The 15,586-nt window shown below is 62.8% G+C and carries 14 protein-coding genes; 3 read left to right on the plus strand and 11 right to left on the minus strand.

All coding sequences use genetic code 11. The annotated features are described in order from the left end of the window. Positions 1-296: 296 nt before the first annotated feature. The 3 genes from H7847_RS15985 to H7847_RS15995 are packed head-to-tail and all read left to right on the plus strand — an operon-like array spanning position 297 to position 3,881. Positions 297-2,750 carry a ligase-associated DNA damage response DEXH box helicase gene (locus H7847_RS15985; protein WP_227270485.1) on the plus strand — a complete coding sequence of 818 codons (2,454 nt, stop codon included), beginning with the start codon at positions 297-299 and terminating at the stop codon, positions 2,748-2,750. A 39-nt stretch (positions 2,751-2,789) separates the two neighbouring features. Beyond that, positions 2,790-3,452, plus strand: a complete 663-nt coding sequence (gene pdeM, locus H7847_RS15990; RefSeq protein WP_227270486.1) for a ligase-associated DNA damage response endonuclease PdeM — start codon at positions 2,790-2,792, stop codon at positions 3,450-3,452. A 9-nt stretch (positions 3,453-3,461) separates the two neighbouring features. After that, complete coding sequence (locus tag H7847_RS15995) at positions 3,462-3,881, plus strand: PaaI family thioesterase (RefSeq protein WP_227270487.1); 420 nt, start codon at positions 3,462-3,464, stop codon at positions 3,879-3,881. Between the two features lie 2 nt (positions 3,882-3,883). On the opposite strand, the gene folD is transcribed toward H7847_RS15995, so the two are convergent. From folD to tolR, 11 genes are all read right to left on the minus strand, one after another. Further along, positions 3,884-4,786 (minus strand): bifunctional methylenetetrahydrofolate dehydrogenase/methenyltetrahydrofolate cyclohydrolase FolD, encoded by a 903-nt coding sequence (folD, locus tag H7847_RS16000; RefSeq protein WP_227270488.1) that lies wholly within the window; start codon positions 4,784-4,786, stop codon positions 3,884-3,886. A 13-nt stretch (positions 4,787-4,799) separates the two neighbouring features. After that, the gene (locus tag H7847_RS16005) at positions 4,800-5,273 is read right to left on the minus strand and encodes a hypothetical protein (RefSeq protein WP_227270489.1); all 474 of its coding nucleotides are present in this window, start codon (positions 5,271-5,273) and stop codon (positions 4,800-4,802) included. Positions 5,274-5,368: 95 nt separating this feature from the next. After that, positions 5,369-7,045, minus strand: coding sequence for a formate--tetrahydrofolate ligase (locus H7847_RS16010; RefSeq protein ID WP_227270490.1), 1,677 nt, complete (start codon positions 7,043-7,045; stop codon positions 5,369-5,371). Positions 7,046-7,191: 146 nt separating this feature from the next. Beyond that, the gene (locus H7847_RS16015) at positions 7,192-7,788 is read right to left on the minus strand and encodes an MOSC domain-containing protein (protein ID WP_227270491.1); all 597 of its coding nucleotides are present in this window, start codon (positions 7,786-7,788) and stop codon (positions 7,192-7,194) included. Between the two features lie 118 nt (positions 7,789-7,906). Beyond that, entirely contained in the window at positions 7,907-9,832 is a 1,926-nt protein-coding gene (ftsH, locus tag H7847_RS16020; protein WP_319799777.1) for an ATP-dependent zinc metalloprotease FtsH, read from the minus strand. 80 nt (positions 9,833-9,912) lie between these two features. Next, entirely contained in the window at positions 9,913-11,160 is a 1,248-nt protein-coding gene (tilS, locus tag H7847_RS16025; RefSeq protein ID WP_227270492.1) for a tRNA lysidine(34) synthetase TilS, read from the minus strand. Between the two features lie 5 nt (positions 11,161-11,165). Next, a complete protein-coding gene (ybgF, locus tag H7847_RS16030; protein ID WP_227270493.1) occupies positions 11,166-12,026 on the minus strand; it encodes a tol-pal system protein YbgF in 861 nt (286 codons plus the stop codon). Positions 12,027-12,030: 4 nt separating this feature from the next. Next, on the minus strand, positions 12,031-12,546 hold the full coding sequence (pal, locus tag H7847_RS16035) for a peptidoglycan-associated lipoprotein Pal (RefSeq protein ID WP_227270494.1): 516 nt from the start codon (positions 12,544-12,546) through the stop codon (positions 12,031-12,033). Between the two features lie 94 nt (positions 12,547-12,640). Beyond that, positions 12,641-13,951 (minus strand): Tol-Pal system beta propeller repeat protein TolB, encoded by a 1,311-nt coding sequence (gene tolB / locus H7847_RS16040; RefSeq protein ID WP_227270618.1) that lies wholly within the window; start codon positions 13,949-13,951, stop codon positions 12,641-12,643. Positions 13,952-13,968: 17 nt separating this feature from the next. Further along, entirely contained in the window at positions 13,969-15,117 is a 1,149-nt protein-coding gene (locus tag H7847_RS16045) for an energy transducer TonB (protein ID WP_227270495.1), read from the minus strand. Further along, entirely contained in the window at positions 15,080-15,583 is a 504-nt protein-coding gene (gene tolR, locus H7847_RS16050) for a protein TolR (protein WP_227270496.1), read from the minus strand. Before tolR ends, H7847_RS16045 begins: the two co-directional genes overlap by 38 nt. Between the last annotated feature and the right edge of the window lie 3 nt (positions 15,584-15,586).

Consider the following 15,586-nt stretch of genomic DNA (forward strand, 5'->3'; position numbering starts at 1 on the left):
AAGACGTGCTTGCCATCGGCATCAATCACGCAAACGGCCACAGATCGTAGCGACACGTCCAAACCCACATAGTAATCCATCTCGTTCTCCTCAGGTTGCAGTAATCACCGCAACTCTATCGAGAACCCAACCCAGCCATCAGGCCAGCCCGATTACTCATGCTATGTCCCGCCAAGCAATCAAATGCGGACATCCTAACAAAGAAGCAAAAAAGGTGCGAGGAGGCATCGGTCTCCTACCGCACGTGCATCGGTTTCGAGGCTGGCTTACCGCATCCGCCGCGCTAAACTTCGTGTATGCGCGCACTTCCTATCTCATTCCACGACTGGTTCGCCTCAAAGGGATGGTCGATCCACCCCCATCAGCAACAGATGCTGGACCGGGCCGATGCGGCGGCCTTGCTGCTGATCGCCCCCACCGGGGGCGGCAAGACACTGGCGGGCTTCCTGCCCACGCTCGTGGATCTGGCGGAGGCCCCGCGCGACGGGTTGCACACGCTTTATATCTCGCCGCTCAAGGCCCTGGCGGCGGATATCAGGCGCAACCTGACCACGCCGGTGACCGAAATCGGCCTGCCGATCCGCATCGAGGACCGCACCGGCGACACGCCCGCCAGCCGCAAGAAGCGGCAACGCGCCGACCCGCCGCATATCATGCTGACCACGCCCGAAAGCCTCGCCCTGCTGACGAGCTACGAGGATGCACCGCGTATCTTCCAAGGGCTCAAGCGGGTTGTGGTCGATGAAATCCATGCCTTGGCCGACTCCAAACGCGGGGACCAGCTGATGCTGGCCCTGGGTCGGTTGCAGCGGCTCTGCCCCGACCTGCGACGGGTGGGCCTGTCGGCCACGGTCGAGGACCCTGCCGCCATCGCACGCCAGCTTGCCCGCCACCCTGATCCTTGCGATATCCTGATGGCGGACCCCGGTCCTGCGCCCGATATCGCCATGCTCACCACCGCCGAGCCGCCACCCTGGTCGGGTGGCAACGCTGCCTATGCGATCCCGGCGGTGCTGACGGCTGTCAAGGCCCACAAGACCACGCTGATCTTTCACAACACCCGCGCGCAGGCCGAGATTTTCTTTCACAATCTGTGGCTTGCAAACGATGAAGGGTTGCCGATCGGAATCCACCACGGCTCCCTCGACCGGGTGCAGCGGGAGCGGGTTGAGGCGGCGATGGTGCGCGGTGACCTGCGGGCCATTGTCTGCACCGGCAGCCTTGATCTGGGGATCGACTGGGGGGACGTGGACCTTGTGATCCAGATCGGGGCCCCCAAAAACGTCAAGCGGCTCGTGCAACGGATCGGGCGGGCCAACCACCGCTACAACGCACCGTCCAAGGCGCTGCTTGTCCCGGCCAACCGGTTCGAGGTGGTTGAATGCCACGCCGCCCTCGATGCGGTGCGGGCGGGCACCCTGGATGGCGATCCGCGGGGGGCGGGCCCACGGGATGTGCTCTGCCAGCATATCCTGATCACCGCCTGCGCAGGCCCGTTCGACGCCAATGCGCTTTATGACGAAGTGCGCACCGTTGGGGCCTATGCGGGTCTGAGCCGGGCGGCTTTTGACGCCTGTCTCGATTTTTGTGCAACCGGCGGCTATGCCTTGCGCGCCTACGACCAATGGCAGCGGCTTGTGCAACGCCCCGAGGACACCTGGCAGTTGCGCGACCCCAGGGCCACCCGTCAGATCCGCATGAACATCGGCACCATCCAGGATACGGATACGCTGAAAGTGCGGTTGCGGCGCAGCCGGGGGGGCAAGCCGCTGGGCGAGATCGAAGAGGGTTTCGCCGCCACATTGACCCCCGGCGATACCTTTCTGATCGGCGGGCAGATCGTGCGCTACGAGGGGCTGCGCGACATGACGGTGGAGGTCAGTCGCAACGCGGCCAAAAAACCCAAGGTGGCCACCTTTCTGGGGACAAAATTCGCCACCTCCACACAGTTGAGTGCGCGCGTTATCGAAATCTTTCAACAAGACGACTGGTCCGATCTGCCGGGTCACACCGCAGAATGGCTCGGCCTGCAACGCAGCCGCAGCCAATTGCCAAAACCCGGACGGCTGCTGATTGAGAGCTTTCCACATGATGGCCGCGAACAGACGGTGTTTTACGGTTTTGCCGGGCGCAATGGGCATCAAACCCTTGGCCTGCTGCTGACCAAACGGATGGAGGAGATGGGGCTCGACCCGCTGGGGTTTGTGGCAACCGACTACGCCACCTTGATCTGGGGGTTGAAACGGCTGCAGGATCCGGCGCCGCTGTTTGATCTTGCGGCGCTGGAAGACGGGATGGACACCTGGCTGGCCGGGAACGCTGTGATGAAGCGGACCTTTCGCGCCAGCGCCACCATCGCAGGCCTCATTCAGCGCAACACACCCTCGGCGCGCAAGACCGGGCGACAGGCCACCTTCAGCTCGGATATTCTCTACGACACCTTGCAGAAATACGACCCCAACCACCTGCTGTTGCAGATCACCCGCGAAGAAGCGCTGCGCGGGCTCGTGGATTTTGGCCGCATCCGGGAAATGGCCGAACGGGTGGCCGGGCGGATCGACCATCTGACCCTGCCGCGGGTGAGCCCGCTTGCAGCCCCCATGCTGCTGGAAATGGGGCGCGTGCCCGTCAAAGGGGCCGCCGAGGAAAAGCTGTTGGCGGAAGAAGCCGCGCGCCTGATGGAGACAGCCGGTCTTGCCCAGATCACGCCGCCGCCCAGCGACAAACCGAAGTGGCGGGTGGGGTGGTGACCCCTTGCCAACCCGGAGGGAATGCGTAATGAACAAATCATGAACTGCCATAATTTTTCATTCTGCGACGCGGCCCTCAAGGCGATGCCATCCGGTGCGCTCTGGTGGCCAGCGGAGGAATTGCTCTGTGTCTCGGACCTGCATCTGGGCAAATCGGAACGGGTCGCCCGGCGGTCCGGCCAATCGCTGCCGCCCTACGAGACGCGCGATACGCTGACGCGGCTTGGCAGCGACCTTGACGCCACCAACGCGCGCAAGGTGATCTGCCTCGGGGACAGTTTCGACGATCTGACGGCTGCCCAAAGCCTGTCCGAGGACGAACGGCTCTGGATCGCCAGATTGCAGGCGGGCCGGCACTGGATCTGGATCGAAGGCAACCACGATCCGGGACCGGTCGAATTTGCCGGCGAGCACCTGCAACAGCTAACGCTGCAGTCCCTGACGTTCCGCCATATCGCGGAGACCTGCGGGCAGGGCGAGGTATCCGGCCATTATCACCCCAAGGTGCGCGTCGCGACCCGTGGGCGCCTGATTTCCCGCCCTGCGTTTCTGGTCGACGCCGCCCGGCTCATTCTGCCCGCCTACGGCACCTATACCGGCGGGCTGACCAGCGACGCCGCGCGCCTCAGCCAGATCATGCAGCCAAAAGCGCTTGCCATTCTGACCGGTCCGAGGCCCACTTGCGTGCCAATGCCACGTTAGGACACGCCGATGGACGCCGCCGTAAAAGACCGTATTCACCAGAGTTTCAACGCGCAGAGCATGATGCAGACGCTCGGCGCGGAGCTTGCCGGGATTGCTGAAGGTCAGGTCACGATCAAAGCGCCCATTCTGCCGGGCAGCCTGCAACAACAGGGGTTTGGGCACGCCGGGCTGACCTTTGCCATCGGCGACAGCGCGGCGGGCTACGCAGCACTCACGGGTATACCGCTCGAGATGGAAGTCGTAACCGCCGAGATCAAGATCAACCTGCTGGCCCCGGCAAGGGGCGACTACCTGCTGGCCAAGGGCCGGGTTCTCAAATCAGGCCGCCGGTTGGTGGTCGTGGCAGCGGATGTCTATGCCGTAACAAACGATCGGGACGTTCCGATCGCGGTGCTGCAGGGCACGATGATGCCTGTGGCCCGCTAGGGTCAGGCGGTCAGCCCTTCGGGCTCCTCCAGCCTGTTGGCGCGACAGCAGGCAGTCACGGTATTGGCCAAGAGGCAGGCGATGGTCATGGGCCCGACACCGCCCGGCACCGGTGTGATCGCGCCCGCGACGGCCGCACAGCTTTCAAAATCCGCGTCCCCGACAAGCCGTGTCTTGCCCTCGCCTTTCTCCGGCGCGTCGAGACGGTTGATGCCCACATCGATGACCGTGGCCCCCGGTTTGATCCAGTCCCCCGGCACCATCTCGGGGCGACCAACAGCCGCCACGACGATATCGGCGCGGCGCACCACATCGGCCAGATCCTTGGTGCGGCTATGCGCAATGGTCACCGTGCAGCTATCGCCCAGCAGCAACTGCGCCATGGGCTTACCCACGATGTTCGACCGGCCAATCACCACCGCGTCCATCCCCGACAGCGACCCGTGATGGTCCCGCAGCATCATCAGACAGCCCAGCGGTGTGCAGGGCACCATGCTCTTCTGCCCCGTCCCCAACAGGCCCACATTCGAGATGTGAAACCCATCCACGTCCTTTTCCGGCGCAATAGCGTTGATCACCATGTCTTCATCCAGATGGTCAGGAAGAGGTAATTGCACAAGGATTCCGTGGATTTCAGGATCATTGTTCAGCTGGTTGATGACCGCCAGAAGGTCCTCTTGCGCGGTGGAGACATCCAGCTTGTGCTCGACCGATTTCATCCCGACCTCGACCGTCTGCTTGCCTTTGGAGCGCACATAGACCTGACTTGCGGGGTCTTCTCCCACCAGGACGACCGCCAGGCCAGGGGTGATCCCATGATCCGCTTTCAGACGCGCAACATGCTCTGCGACCTGGGTCCGCACGCGCCCGGCAAAGGCTTTTCCATCGATGAGGGTAGCTGACATTTAGTGTTTCCTGTTATCTTACAAAATTAACCCGGTGGGCCCAGTTCTGTCCGTCGCTGATGATGAGCTCATCAAAGGCCATCAGTTGCAGCAGATCGTAGAAAGTGGCGACGTATTGCAGGTCCTCCTGCCGGAAATAGCCACCCCGGCGCACGCTGACGGTCAGTTGGGCCAGAATGGCGCGTGCGCGGTAAATCGTTGAAAAAACCTCGTCATCAAGGGCAACCAGGATCAGCGTCTTTGCCCCCTCGCCCTTGGTGAAAAACACAAATCGCGGGCTTTCAGGCGCTTCGAGCTGGGCGGTGGTCAGAACGTTCACAAAATCGATCCGGACAGTCTTGTCGGCCCCTTCCGAGCTGCGCACCATGCGATCAAACGTCTCGTCGGTGGTCACCTCGGGGTAGTAATACCCGACGTAGCGGTCTTGCGCGGCAACAGGTGAAGCGAGAACAAGGCTTAGTAAAACTGCAAAGACTCTGGTCATCATGTTTTCCTCTTCTGGATCATGCGCACAGCTTGCGAGCAGTTTAGGCAGAGGGCAAGCGATTTGCCCTCTGCATCCCGGCAATCAGACCGGCAGCCTCAGAACAGACCTTCCACATCGCCGTCGGCATTCAGTTTGATCGCTTCGGCGGAAGGAACGCGCGGCAGACCTGGCATGGTCATGATCTCGCCGCAGATGGCAACCACGAAACCCGCTCCGGCGCTCAGACGCACTTCGCGCACAGGAATGTCAAAGCCGGTTGGCGCGCCACGCTCATTGGGGTCGGTGGTAAAGCTGTATTGCGTCTTGGCCATACAGACCGGCAGGCTTCCATAGCCCTGATCTTCCCAATCCTTCAACTGAGTGAGGATCTTCTGATCCATCACCGCGGCATCGGCGCGGTAGATCTTGGTCGCAATCGTGTTGATCTTGTCGGCCAGGCTCATCTCGTCAGGGTAGATCGGCGCAAAATCGGCCTCACCCTTCTCGATGGTGTCGACCACCTTGGTCGCCAGATCGGCGGACCCTTCGGAACCCAGTTCCCAGTGGCGCGACAGCACCGCTTCCGATCCTTGCCCGGCCACGTAGTCCTTGACCGCCTGCACCTCGGCATCGGTATCGGTGACGAAATGGTTGATCGCCACAACCACCGGCACGCCAAAGCTCTTCACGTTCTCGATGTGACGGCCCAGGTTCGCACAGCCGTTCTGCACCGCCTCCACGTTTTCCGCGCCGAGGTCCGCCTTGGCCACGCCGCCGTTCATCTTCATCGCACGCACGGTGGCCACGACCACCACGCAGGAGGGCGCGAGGCCTGCCTTGCGGCACTTGATGTTGAGGAACTTCTCGGCTCCGAGGTCCGCGCCAAAGCCCGCTTCGGTCACAACGTAATCGGCCAGTTTCAGTGCCGTGGTGGTGGCGATCACCGAATTACATCCATGCGCGATATTGGCAAATGGACCGCCGTGCACGAAGGCGGGGTTGTTTTCGAGTGTCTGTACGAGGTTGGGCTGCATCGCATCCTTGAGCAGCACGGTCATCGCACCATCCGCCTTGATGTCACGGGCATAGACAGGGCTACGGTCACGGCGGTAGGCCACGATCATGTCGCCCAGACGTTTTTGCAGATCATCGAGGTCTTTGGACAGACAGAGGATCGCCATCACCTCGGAAGCCACGGTGATGTCAAAACCCGTTTCACGCGGGAAGCCATTGGCCACGCCCCCAAGAGAGGTGGTGATCTGACGCAATGCGCGGTCGTTCATGTCTACCACGCGACGCCAGACAACGCGCCGGGTGTCGATTTCAAGGCTGTTGCCCCAGTAGATGTGGTTGTCGATCATCGCGCTCAGCAACGAGTGCGCAGAGGTAATCGCGTGGAAGTCGCCGGTGAAATGCAGGTTCATCTCTTCCATCGGCACGACCTGAGCGTGCCCGCCACCCGCCGCGCCGCCCTTCATGCCAAAGTTCGGGCCAAGAGAGGCTTCGCGGATGCAGACCGCCGCCTTTTTACCGATGCGGTTGAGGCCATCGCCCAGCCCCACGGTGGTTGTGGTCTTACCCTCGCCCGCCGGCGTCGGGTTGATCGCGGTCACAAGAATCAGCTTGCCGTTTTCATTGCCCTGCACGGAGTTGATGAAGCTCTGCGACACCTTGGCCTTGTCGTGGCCGTAGGGCAGCAGATCATCGCTGGAAATGCCCAGTTTGGTGCCGATCTCCTGGATCGGCAGCTTGTTTGCTGCGCGCGCAATTTCGATATCGGTTTTGTAAGCCATGAAAGAATCCCCTGAACATGCCGCATGGGCTTTGGTGCCACCGTCTGCATACAGGGGTGCCCTACCGCCCAAGAAGGGCATTTCCGACATTTTCAAAGCATGTTGCGGCGACAAACGGCTCTGGCGTTTCGTTTCGGAAACGAATGCTACCCGCGCGCCGCCTCCAGGTGCGCCCAGACCGGTTGGTCGGGGACATGAAGGGTGATGCTGTCCCCAAGCGCCACCGGCCCTTCCCGCTCCACCCAGGCGGTGACGCCGCGACGATTTTCAGCGGCGGGTTTAAAGCGCGGCCCAAAGCCTTTGCGGTCCTTCTCGATCTCGCGACCGGGGTAGATGCAGGGGCGGTTTTCCATGTCAACCGTCAGGCTGGCACCGCTCGCGGCCTGCAAGCGGGAGGACGGCGGCACGTGAGAGAAATCCGGGATGCCCTTCACCACCATGGAGGCGCCCAACCAGGCCGGATCAAGGCTGTCGAGCCCCATGTCGGCGGCGATCCCGTCAAGCTCCTCCTGCGACAGGATCGTCAGTTGCCGCACGTTGCGGATTTCAGTGCCCTTTGGGTATTGCGCCTTGGTCCGCACACAGGCGGGTCGGGTCAGGCCGCCGTGGCACTCCCCTTCGATCCCGGCAAACCCCAGATAGACGTCGTTCAACCTCTCTGAGCGCAACGTGGTCTCGATGTCGGTGACACGGCCCAGCCAGACCACTTGGCCAGCGAAAGATGTCGGTTTCAAAGCAGGCATCGCGGGACACTCCTGTTGGTGATCTGGACGCAAGGATGCAAAAGGGATGCCCAAAAGAAAAGGCCCCGCTGCCGCGGAGCCTCATGATTTTTTGTGACGCAGCCATCGCCATGCCTGATCAGGTTGACGGCTCCGGCTCCAGCCCGCCGTCGGAAGGGGGCCTTTTCTTGGCTTTCGCCTTGGCCTTCGGAATGCCCGTCAGGCTTGGGGCAGAGCCACTGTCGGGCTTGTCTTCTTCATCAGAGGGCGGCACCGGCGGCTCTCCGTTCATCACGCGTTTGATCTCCTCGCCGGTCAGGGTTTCATATTCCAAGAGGCCCTGGGCCAGGCGTTCGAACTCCGTCTCGTTCTCCTGGATGATTTTCAGCGCCCAGTCATAGCCGTCCTGGATAAAGCGCTGCACCTCTTCCTCGATCAGCTCCTTGGTGTTGGCCGAGACGGAAAAGCCCGCCGTGTTGCCTTGGTAGCCCTCGGCGGCCTCTGAGTAGTCGATGTTGCCGACCTTGTCCGACATGCCCCAGCGCAGCACCATCGCGCGCGCCAGACCGGAGGCCTGCATGATGTCGCCCGCAGGCCCGTTCGAGACAGCATCGGGACCATATTTGTGGATCTCCGCCGCCTTGCCCGCCATGGTCATGGCCAGACGCTGGTGGCATTCATCCTTGAACATATTCAAACGGTCCATCTCGGGCAGGCTCATCACCATGCCAAGGGCGCCGCCGCGCGGGATGATCGTTGCCTTGTAGACCGGGTCGCATTTCGGCAGCTTGATCCCGACGAGCGCATGGCCCGCCTCGTGGTAGGCGGTCATCTCTTTCTGCGCATCGGTCATCACCATGGAGCGACGCTCCGCGCCCATCATGATCTTGTCCTTGGCCTGTTCAAAATCCAGCATCGCCACGAAACGCCGTCCGACACGGGCGGCACCCAAAGCTGCTTCATTCACCAGGTTGGCCAGATCCGCCCCGGAAAAGCCCGGTGTCCCGCGCGCGATGATGCGCAAATCCACATCAGGCCCCAGGGGCGTTTTACGGGCATGCACGCCGAGAATCTTCTCGCGGCCTTTAATGTCCGGATTGCCCACGGTCACCTGACGGTCAAACCGGCCCGGACGCAACAAGGCCGGGTCCAACACATCCTTGCGGTTGGTGGCCGCGATGATGATAACACCCTCGTTGGCCTCGAACCCGTCCATCTCGACCAGCAGTTGGTTGAGCGTTTGTTCGCGCTCGTCATTCCCGCCACCGTAGCCAGCACCCCGGTGCCGCCCGACCGCGTCAATCTCGTCGATGAAAACGATGCAGGGTGCGTTTTTCTTGGCCTGCTCGAACATGTCGCGCACGCGGCTCGCGCCGACGCCGACGAACATTTCAACGAAATCGGACCCCGAGATGGTAAAGAACGGCACGCCCGCTTCACCCGCAATTGCCCGCGCTAGAAGGGTTTTACCTGTTCCGGGAGGGCCTTCAAGCAATGCCCCTTTGGGAATTTTACCGCCCAGGCGGCTGAACTTCTGCGGGTTGCGCAGAAACTCGACGATCTCTTCAAGCTCTTCCTTGGCCTCGTCGATGCCCGCGACATCGTCAAAGGTCACGCGGCCATGCTTTTCGGTCAGCATCTTGGCCTTGGATTTGCCAAACCCCATCGCGCCACCTTTGCCGCCGCCCTGCATCCGGTTCATGAAGTAGATCCAGACGCCGATCAGCAGCAGGAACGGCAACAGCGACATCAGGAAGGTCTGAAAGCCCGACTGTTGCTGCTGTTCTGCCCGCATGGCTACGTCATTCGCGATCAGCAGCTGCGTGATCTCTGCATCCGACGGTTTGATCGTCACGTAGTCCGTGCCGTCAGACTGGCGGAAGCGTACCTGCTCTCCGTCCAGGGTCACATTGCTGACTTCGCCGGCTTCGACCGCCTCAACAAATTCCGAATAGCTGATTTCACGGCTTTGCATCGTGCTGCCCGGACCACTGAACAGATTGAACAGTGCGAGTATCAGCAGGAATAATACGACCCAAAAGGCGATGTTGCGTGCGTTCCCCAAGGAAAATCTCCTAAATCTGCGGGTGGTGTGCATCGGCATGATAGCACCACATACCTAAGATAGACACTTCGCGCGCAGGTTCAATGCGAGAAAACTGCGGCAAAAAAGGACCTCTCCCCGTCTTTGAGCCGCGCGTGCCACCCGGATGCGGGGTCGGCCAGCGGTGCCGCGACCAACTCCCCGCCCCGCCAGACGGCCGGGGTTGCCAGCAAAAGAGCCCGCGGCAGGCCCCTGTCGCGCCAGTCGGGGCAGGCCGCGAGGCCCTGTTCCCCCAGAGCGGCAACCCGCAGATCCGCGCCCTCCTCAGGGCCTGTGACGACCCAGCGCCCATCCCAAAGCGCCCCCAGCGGAACGGATGCAGCCTCGACCGCCTTCAATTCCCGGAAAATCCAGAGCGTGTTGTTGATGACCTTCAGGTGACACTCTTCCAGTGTCGCGCTGCCAGCCGCGCGCAACGCCGCCATCACCGCCGCGATGCTGCGTTGGCGCGGCGCATAGACAGCACCGCTGATCCATTGGAGCGCCTGCACGATCAGCCGTCGGCTGATCTCTTTGGGCAGGTGCTGGACGGCGGGCCAATCCAGGCTCAGCGCCCCGCCTTTCACGTCGGCGATGTCGCGGGCCGCCGCCGCTGTCTGTTGTGACAGGGCCGTCCGGGCCTCTGCCATATTCCCGGCCACCTGCGCCAATGTCTCACGGGTCAGTCCAAAAGGCGCCAAATGATCCAGCGCTTGTCGGGCCTTGATCCGGTCATAGCGGGTGTCGTCGTTGGTCGGGTCCTCGATCCACGACTGATCCCGCGCCGTCAGATAGGCCCGCAAGGCCGCCCGCGAGACATGGAGCAACGGGCGCAGCCATGTTACCCCCCAGCGGTCGCTTTTCGGGGACATTGCGCTCAGCCCGTCCACACCGGCCCCGCGCGCCAGCCGCATTAACACGGTTTCAGCCTGATCGTCCTGCGTATGGCCGAGAGCAATGGTGGAGACACCGCACCGCCGCGCCCAATCTGACATGAGAGTATAGCGCGCAACGCGGGCGGCATTTTGCGTGTTGCCACTGCCGTCCCAGTCTTTCCAGATCAGGGTCTCATGGCGCACACCAAGCTGTTGACAGACCTCCGCCACCCTGCGCGCTTCATCCGCCGCCTCTTTGCGCAATCCGTGATCAACCGTCACGCAGAAAAGCGCGATGGGATGGTCTTGTGCAAAATCATGCAGCAGCCGCAAGAGCGCCATGGAATCGCTCCCCCCGGACACCGCAACACCAAGAGACGCCGGCGGATCCGGCAGCAGATGCTCTTCGATCTGCTGAGCGAGGCTTCGGGTCATGGCCCCTAGGAGCAGGCCAGCGCGCGTCGGGTTTCCGCCGCCTGCGCCACGGCCGCATCACCGGGAAAGCGGATACCAACCTCGGCCAGCGTCACACAGGCCTCCTGGGTCTGACCAAGCGCGCCCAGTGATCGCCCAAGCCGAAACAGCGCCTGTGGTGCCATGGGTCCTTCGGGATCCGCGCTGAAGCTGGAAAGGTAGGCGCGTGCGGCCTCCCGCGTGTTGCCCAGCCCTTCGAGAGCCTCCCCCCGGCCCAGATCCGCGCCCGCTGCCAGCGGGCCGCCCGGATAGGTGACCGAAAACGCGGCAAACTGATCTGCGGCCTGCTGATACTCACCATCGGCCAGAGCCGCCTGCGCCCGTTTGAAGTCATCCTCTTCGCCAACTGCCAACTGCGTGCCGGTGGCCGCCCCGAGGGGCGCCTGGCCGCTGCTTGCCGTGCCGGTGGCAGGCGCAATGGTGTCGCCGGTTGTCACAGGCGCCTCGCCGGTGTCTCCGCCCAGCGTCGTGGTCTCCCCCAGGGCCGCGATATCGCCGCCTTCCAGCTCAACCAGCCGAAACTCAAGATCCCCGATCCGGTTGGTGCCATCCTCTACAATGCGGCTCACGCGGAACTCCAACTGCTCGGTCTTGGAGGTCAGGCGCTGGAGCTCCGCCTCCATGGCCGACATCCGCTCCAGCACCGTTTCGCCACCGGTGGCCACCGAAGGGCCTCCGGTGGTCGAGAGTTCGCGTTTGAGCCGCTGGACCTCGACATAAAGCACCGTCAGCTCCTGCCGGATATCGGCAAGGGTCTGGTCATCCTGAGCGGCCGCCGCCAGCGGCCACAGCGTCAAAGAGAGCAAAGAGGCAAGGATAAACCGCATCAGATCACCCGGTCAGACCACCCGCCAGCACGGTGACCGCACGACGGTTTTTCTGGTAGCAGGCCTCGCTGCTGCAAATCTCGATGGGGCGTTCCTTGCCATAGCTGACTGTGCGCAGACGGTTGCCCGCAACCCCGCGCGAGATCAGATATTCGCGCACCGCATTGGCCCGGCGGGCACCAAGGGCGACGTTATATTCGCGGGTGCCCTGCTCATCGGCGTGGCCTTCGATCACGGCGGTGAAGTCGGTGTTGGCCAGCAACCATTGCGCCTGCCCTTCCAGCGTGGTGCGCCCTGCGTCATTGATGTCGGACTGATCCACGGCAAAAAGCACGCGATCTCCGACCGTCTGGTTGAAGAACGCGGTCGATGTCGGATCGTTCGCGCTGCCCGGCACAATCGGGCCACCGGCCCCTGCGCCGCCTGCTCCCGTGCCGTCCGCGCCAAATCTCGTGGCATCCGTACAGGCCGCCAGGGCCAACCCGGCCACGAGGAGGAGGATATTTCTTGTCAGTTTCATGCTCTTTGCCTCTTTCGGTCAAAAGGGTTCTTTTTATTACAGGTGTTTTACCACAGTGCGTGGCGCATTGAAACGGTCTGTCTTGCCTGCGCGCTCATTGCAACAAAGGTGACCATGAGGGATCGGACCCGCCCTCCGGCGTGCGGACAGGCCGAAGGTTGCGGCCCGTGATATCCACGGAATAGAGCGTCGAGCGCCCCTGTTCGCCTTGGGTTTCGCGGGTAAACATGATAACCCGACCGTTCGGTGCCCAGGTTGGCCCCTCATCAAGGAAGGAGGCGGTCAGCAACCGCTCTTCCGACCCATCGACGCGCATCACACCAATGTGAAAGCGGCCACTGTTCTGCTTGGTGAATGAGATCAGATCCCCGCGCGGCGACCACACCGGCGTGCCGTAGCGTCCCGGCCCGAACGAGATGCGCCGGGCCTCACCGCCCCGCGCAGGCATGATGTAGAGCTGCTGCGAGCCCGACCGGTCGCTTTCAAAGACGATCTGGCTGCCATCGGGCGAAAAGCTCGGCGCGGTTTCGATCGAGGGGGCCGACGTCAGCCGGGTGACGTTTCCGCCGTTGATGTTCATCGCATAGATGTCCGTATTGCCGCCCTGGCTGAGCGAGTAGACGATGGTCTGACCATCCGGGGCAAAGCGCGGGGCAAAGCTCATGGTGCCCTCCTGGCTTTCGAGCACGCGGCGCTGGACCGATCCCACATCGAGCACGTAAATGCGCGGGAAGCCGGTCTCGTAACTGGTATAGAGCACGCGGCGACCATCGGGCGAAAACCGAGGGGCCAGGACAATGGCACTGCTGTCGGTCAGGAACTGCACGTTGGCCCCGTCGTAATCCATAATGGCCAGACGCTTTTGTCGGGCATCCTTGGTGCCGGTCTCGGACACGTAAACCACGCGGCTGTCAAAGTATCCGCCCTCACCCGTGATCCGGCTGTAGACCGCATCCGCGACCTTATGGGCCATGCGACGCCACCCCTCGACGGTGCCGGTAAACTGCAGGCCGTCGCCCATCTCTGCGCCCGAAAAGACGTCATAGAGGCGGAATTTCACGTTCACTTGCGTGCCCTGCACCGCGACAGCACCGGTAATCAGGGCCTGCGCGTTGATGGCCTTCCAGTCCGCATATTGGATCGGGGCGGCAAAGCTCGTGACATTGCTGATAAAGGCCGACGGCGCGATTTCGCGAAAAAGGCCGGTGCCGGTCAGATCAGCGGCGACCACCTGGCTGATCTGGGTTGCCAGAGCGCCCGCATCCCCGGTTTCCGCCTCAAAGACGGGCAAGGCAAAGGGCAAGGGTTCTATCACCCCTTCGGTAATCTCGATCCGCAGAGGGCCGTCCTGCGCCGCGGCGAAGGTCCCGCCCCAACTCGCTGCCACCACCAGTGCCACCATCATAAGTGCTGCCTGAAATCTCATTTGACCCGCATCCTTTCGGGATTGAATGTCATCTCAATCTCTTGCCATTGACTATATTTCTCAACCGGTAATTCAAAGCCGCGCGCACCACAGCGGATGATCGCACGCCGCGCGGCCTCGAAGGCCTGCCTCGCCGCAACCTCTGATCCCCCCGAACTCGACGCCATGCGGATCGATCCGGTGATGGGTCGGCCATCCTGCGACATGGAGACCTCGACCACAACGGTGGTGCCCAAAGCATCCGTTGACAGGGACCCGACGTTCCAGCAGCTCGACACCGCCACCCGCAGCGATTCCTTTTCGCCCGCAGAGAGCGGCGGGCCCTGGGGGGCTGCGGGCGCGTCGCTGTCGGCTGTAAGTGCTTCTTGCAGGGCGGCAGTGACCGCATCCTCGTTGGAGGGCGTCTCCGCCGGGGCCGGCGGCGTGGCGGCTGTTTGCACCGGAGCCTCGGGCCGGCGCGCGGGCGGACGTCGGGATTGCTCCGGCGCGCGGGCGGGCTCCTCGGCTTCGGTCACGATCTCGGTCGCGGCGGCCTCGGGGGCGGTCGCCTCGGAGGGGTCCTGCTCAACTTCGCCCGCCGCGTCAGGGGTGACCGCCTCTTGCTCGACCGGATCGGGAATTGCTTCGGGCTCGGGCGGCGCGACAGCCTCGGGGGCCACGCGGTCTGCGGCCTGGGGCACAGGTTGATCGCTCACTTCGGGGACCAGAACCGCGATGTCGGCCGAAGGCTGATCGAGAACAGGGGCCTGATCGGAGATATCCGCTGGCGGCGGCAAGGGGTCGATTTCTGAGACATCGGGCGGTGTTTCCACATCCGGTGTCTGCGTCGGCGCAGGCGTGACAAGCTCCGTCTGCTCCTCTGGCGGTGTCGGCAGGTCGGGGGTTTCCGGAACGATCTCGGGATCAGCGGGTTGCGCCACCTCCGTGGCCTGCTCCGGCGGTTGGCCGGCGGCCACGAGAGCTTCATACTCCGCACTTGAAATCACCGAGACATCGGTGGCTTCAAAGGGCAATGGCTCGGAGGCGAAGACATCACCAAAGACCATGAACCCGAGCAGAAACAGATGCCCCGCGCCTGAGATATAATGTCCGGTGTGCACCGCGCGCCTACCGATCCGCCCCGTCAGAAGCGCCGTCAGACGCATCCGTCCCATCCAGCGTCGGACCGCCGATATCCGTCACCAGCCCGATGTTGGAAAAGCCCCCGGCGTTGAGCGCGCCCATCACTTCCATCACCCGGGCATATGGCACGCCGCCATCGGCCCGCAGAAACACCCGGTCTGAGGTCCGCTCTGCAGCGATGGCCCGCAGCTTTGGGATCAGCTCGTTTCCGGCTGTCTCTGTCGTCTGGATCTGAATGCCCCCGTCTGCCGTGATAGTTACGGTCAGGGGCTCTTCCTGATCTGTGGGCAAGGCGCCGGCGGCGGTTCTGGGCAGCTCCACCGGGACGCCGACCGTCAGCAGGGGGGCGGCCACCATAAAAATGATGAGCAGCACCAGCATCACGTCGACAAAGGGCGTCACATTGATCTCTGACATGGGCTGCGACCGCGACGTGCGCCGCCGCCGCTTGGTGCTGCCGCCCGCCTTCTGGATAACCCCGGCTCCCATACC

The organism is Roseobacter weihaiensis, from assembly GCF_020622345.1.
GTDB lineage: Bacteria > Pseudomonadota > Alphaproteobacteria > Rhodobacterales > Rhodobacteraceae > Roseobacter > Roseobacter weihaiensis.